Genomic DNA, 3,067 nt, shown 5'->3' on the forward strand with positions numbered 1-3,067 from the left:
GTCTCGCTGCACATCCCGTGGGACCTGGTGGAGGACTACGGCAAGCTCGCCGCCCACGCCGCCGACCTGGGCGTCACGATCGGCATGGTCAACGCCAACCTCTTCCAGGACGACGACTACAAGTTCGGCTCCCTGACCCATCCCGACGCCCGCGTGCGGGACAAGGCCGTGGCCCACCACGCCGAGTGCGTCGAGGTCATGCACGCCACCGGCTCCAAGGAGCTCAAGCTCTGGCTGCCCGACGGCACCAACTACCCCGGCCAGGACGACCTGTCCGCCCGCCAGGACCGCCTCGCGGAGTCCCTGCAGCGCGTCTACGCCCTGCTGGACGACGACATGCGCCTGGTGCTGGAGTACAAGTTCTTCGAGCCGGCGTTCTACGCCACCGACGTCCCGGACTGGGGCACCTCCCTGCTGCACTGCCTGGCCCTGGGCGAGCGGGCCAAGGTGGTCCTGGACACCGGCCACCACGCCCCGGGCACCAACATCGAGTTCATCGTCGTGCAACTGATCCGCGCCGGACGGCTGGGGGCGTTCGACTTCAACTCCCGCTTCTACGCCGACGACGACCTGATGGCCGGGGCCGCCGATCCGTTCCAGCTGTTCCGGATCATGTACGAGATCGTCCGCGCCGACGCGTTGCGGCCCGGCACCCCTGCCGATGCCGGCTGGGACCCGGCCGGGCGGGGGGTGAACTTCATGCTGGACCAGTGCCACAACGTCGAGGCGAAGATCGGCGGCCAGATCCGCTCGGTCACCAACGTCCAGCAGGCCACCGCCAAGGCGCTGCTCGTCGACCGCGACGCGCTCACGGCCGCGCAGCAGGCCGGGGACGTCCTGGGCGCCAACGACGTGTTCATGGACGCCTTCCACACCGACGTGCGCCCGCTGCTGGCCGAGCTGCGTGAGTCGATGGGCCTGGACCCCGACCCGATGGCGGCGTTCAAGCGGTCCGGGTACGCCGAGCAGGTCGCCGCCGAACGCGTCGGCGGCACCCAGGCCGGATGGGGAGCATGAACACCACACCCGAGAACCGCACCGTCGAGCAGTTGATCGCGCGGTCGAACGCTCTGGGCGCCGATCCGCGGTTCACCAACTACGCCGGCGGCAACACCTCCGCCAAGGGCTCCGCCACCGATCCCGTCACCGGCACCGACGTCGACCTGCTGTGGGTCAAGGGCTCCGGCGGCGACCTGGGCACCCTGACCGAGAAGGGCCTGGCCGTCCTGCGCCTGGACCGCGTCCGCGCGCTGAAGGACGTGTACCCCGGGGTGGAGCGCGAGGACGAGATGGTCGCCGCATTCGACTACTGCCTGCACGGCAAGGGAGGTGCGGCACCCTCGATCGACACCGCCATGCACGCCCTGGTCGAGGCCGCCCACGTCGACCACCTGCACCCCGACGCCGGCATCGCCATCGCGTGCGCCGCCGACGGGGAGAAGCTCACCGAGCAGGTCTTCGGCGACAAGGTCGTCTGGGTCCCCTGGCGCCGTCCCGGCTTCCAGCTCGGCCTGGACATCGCCGCGATCGAGGAAGCCAACCCGCAGGCCGTCGGCACCATCCTCGGCGGGCACGGCATCACCGCCTGGGGCGACACCAGCGAGGCGGCCGAGGCGAACTCCCGGTGGATCATCGAGACCGCCGAGGCGTACCTGCGGGAGAACTCCGTTCCCGAGCCCTTCGGGCCCGTCCTGGACGGGTTCAGCCCCCTGCCCGAGGCCGAACGCCGCGCCCGCGCCGCCGCCCTGGCCCCCGTGATCCGCGGCCTGGCCTCGCACGACAGGCCGCAGATCGGGCACTTCAGCGACGCCGACGTGGTCCTGGAGTTCCTGTCCCGCACCGAGCACCCGCGCCTGGCCGCGCTCGGCACGTCCTGCCCGGACCACTTCCTGCGCACCAAGGTCAAACCGCTCGTGCTGGACCTGCCGCCCACCGCCACGGTCGAGGAGCAGGTCGAGCGGCTGAAGGAATTGCACGAGGCCTACCGCACGGACTACCGGGCCTACTACGACCGCCACGCCGAGCAGGACTCCCCCGCGATCCGCGGTGCGGACCCGCTCATCGTCCTGGTCCCGGGCGTGGGGATGTTCTCCTACGGCAAGGACGCCCAGACCGCGCGGGTCGCGGGTGAGTTCTACGTCAACGCCGTCAACGTCATGCGCGGCGCCGAAGGCGTCTCCACCTACGCCCCCATCGACGAGGCCGAGAAGTTCCGCATCGAGTACTGGGCCCTGGAAGAAGCCAAGCTGGCGCGGATGCCGAAGCCCAAGCCGCTGGCCACCCGCATCGCCCTGGTCACCGGCGCCGCCTCCGGCATCGGCAAGGCCATCGCCACCCGCCTGGCCGCCGAGGGCGCCGCCGTCGTCATCGCCGACCTCGACCTGGCCAAGGCGCAGGCCGCGGCCCAGGAGATCGCCGATGGACTGGGCAGCACCGACGTGGCCGTCGGCGTCGCCGCCGACGTGTCCAACCCCGACGCCGTCCGCGCCGCGATCGACGAGGCCGTCCTGGCCTTCGGCGGCCTGGACCTCGTCGTCAACAACGCCGGCCTGTCGATCTCCAAACCGCTGCTGGAGACCACCGAGCGCGACTGGGACCTGCAGCACGACGTCATGGCCAAGGGCTCCTTCCTCGTCTCCCAGGCCGCGGCCCGCGTCCTGATCGCCCAGGGCCTGGGTGGGGACATCGTCTACATCGCCTCCAAGAACTCCGTGTTCGCCGGCCCGAACAACATCGCCTACTCCGCGGTCAAGGCCGACCAGGCCCACCAGGTCCGGCTGCTGGCCGCCGAACTCGGCGAGCACGGCATCAAGGTCAACGGCGTCAACCCCGACGGCGTCGTGCGCGGCTCGGGCATCTTCGCCGGCGGCTGGGGCGCGCAACGCGCCAAGACCTACGGCATCGCCGAGGACGACCTCGGCAAGTTCTACGCCCAGCGGACCCTGCTCAAGCGCGAGGTCCTACCCGAGCACGTCGCGAACGCCGTGTTCGTCCTGACCGCCGGGGACCTGTCGCACACCACCGGTCTGCACGTCCCCGTCGACGCCGGCGTCGCCGCCGCCTTCCT

At 71.1% G+C, this 3,067-nt stretch carries 2 protein-coding genes; both read left to right on the forward strand.

Annotated elements, in window-relative coordinates; translation table 11 throughout:
• Nucleotides 1-1,017: sugar isomerase (locus tag CLV37_RS26755; protein WP_106215783.1), on the forward strand; the 1,017-nt coding region annotated here is incomplete at its 5' end.
• Nucleotides 1,005-3,067: bifunctional aldolase/short-chain dehydrogenase (locus tag CLV37_RS26760; RefSeq protein ID WP_106215784.1), on the forward strand; the 2,063-nt coding region annotated here is incomplete at its 3' end. The genes CLV37_RS26755 and CLV37_RS26760, both read left to right, overlap by 13 nt.

Source organism: Kineococcus rhizosphaerae (assembly GCF_003002055.1).
Classification (GTDB): domain Bacteria; phylum Actinomycetota; class Actinomycetes; order Actinomycetales; family Kineococcaceae; genus Kineococcus; species Kineococcus rhizosphaerae.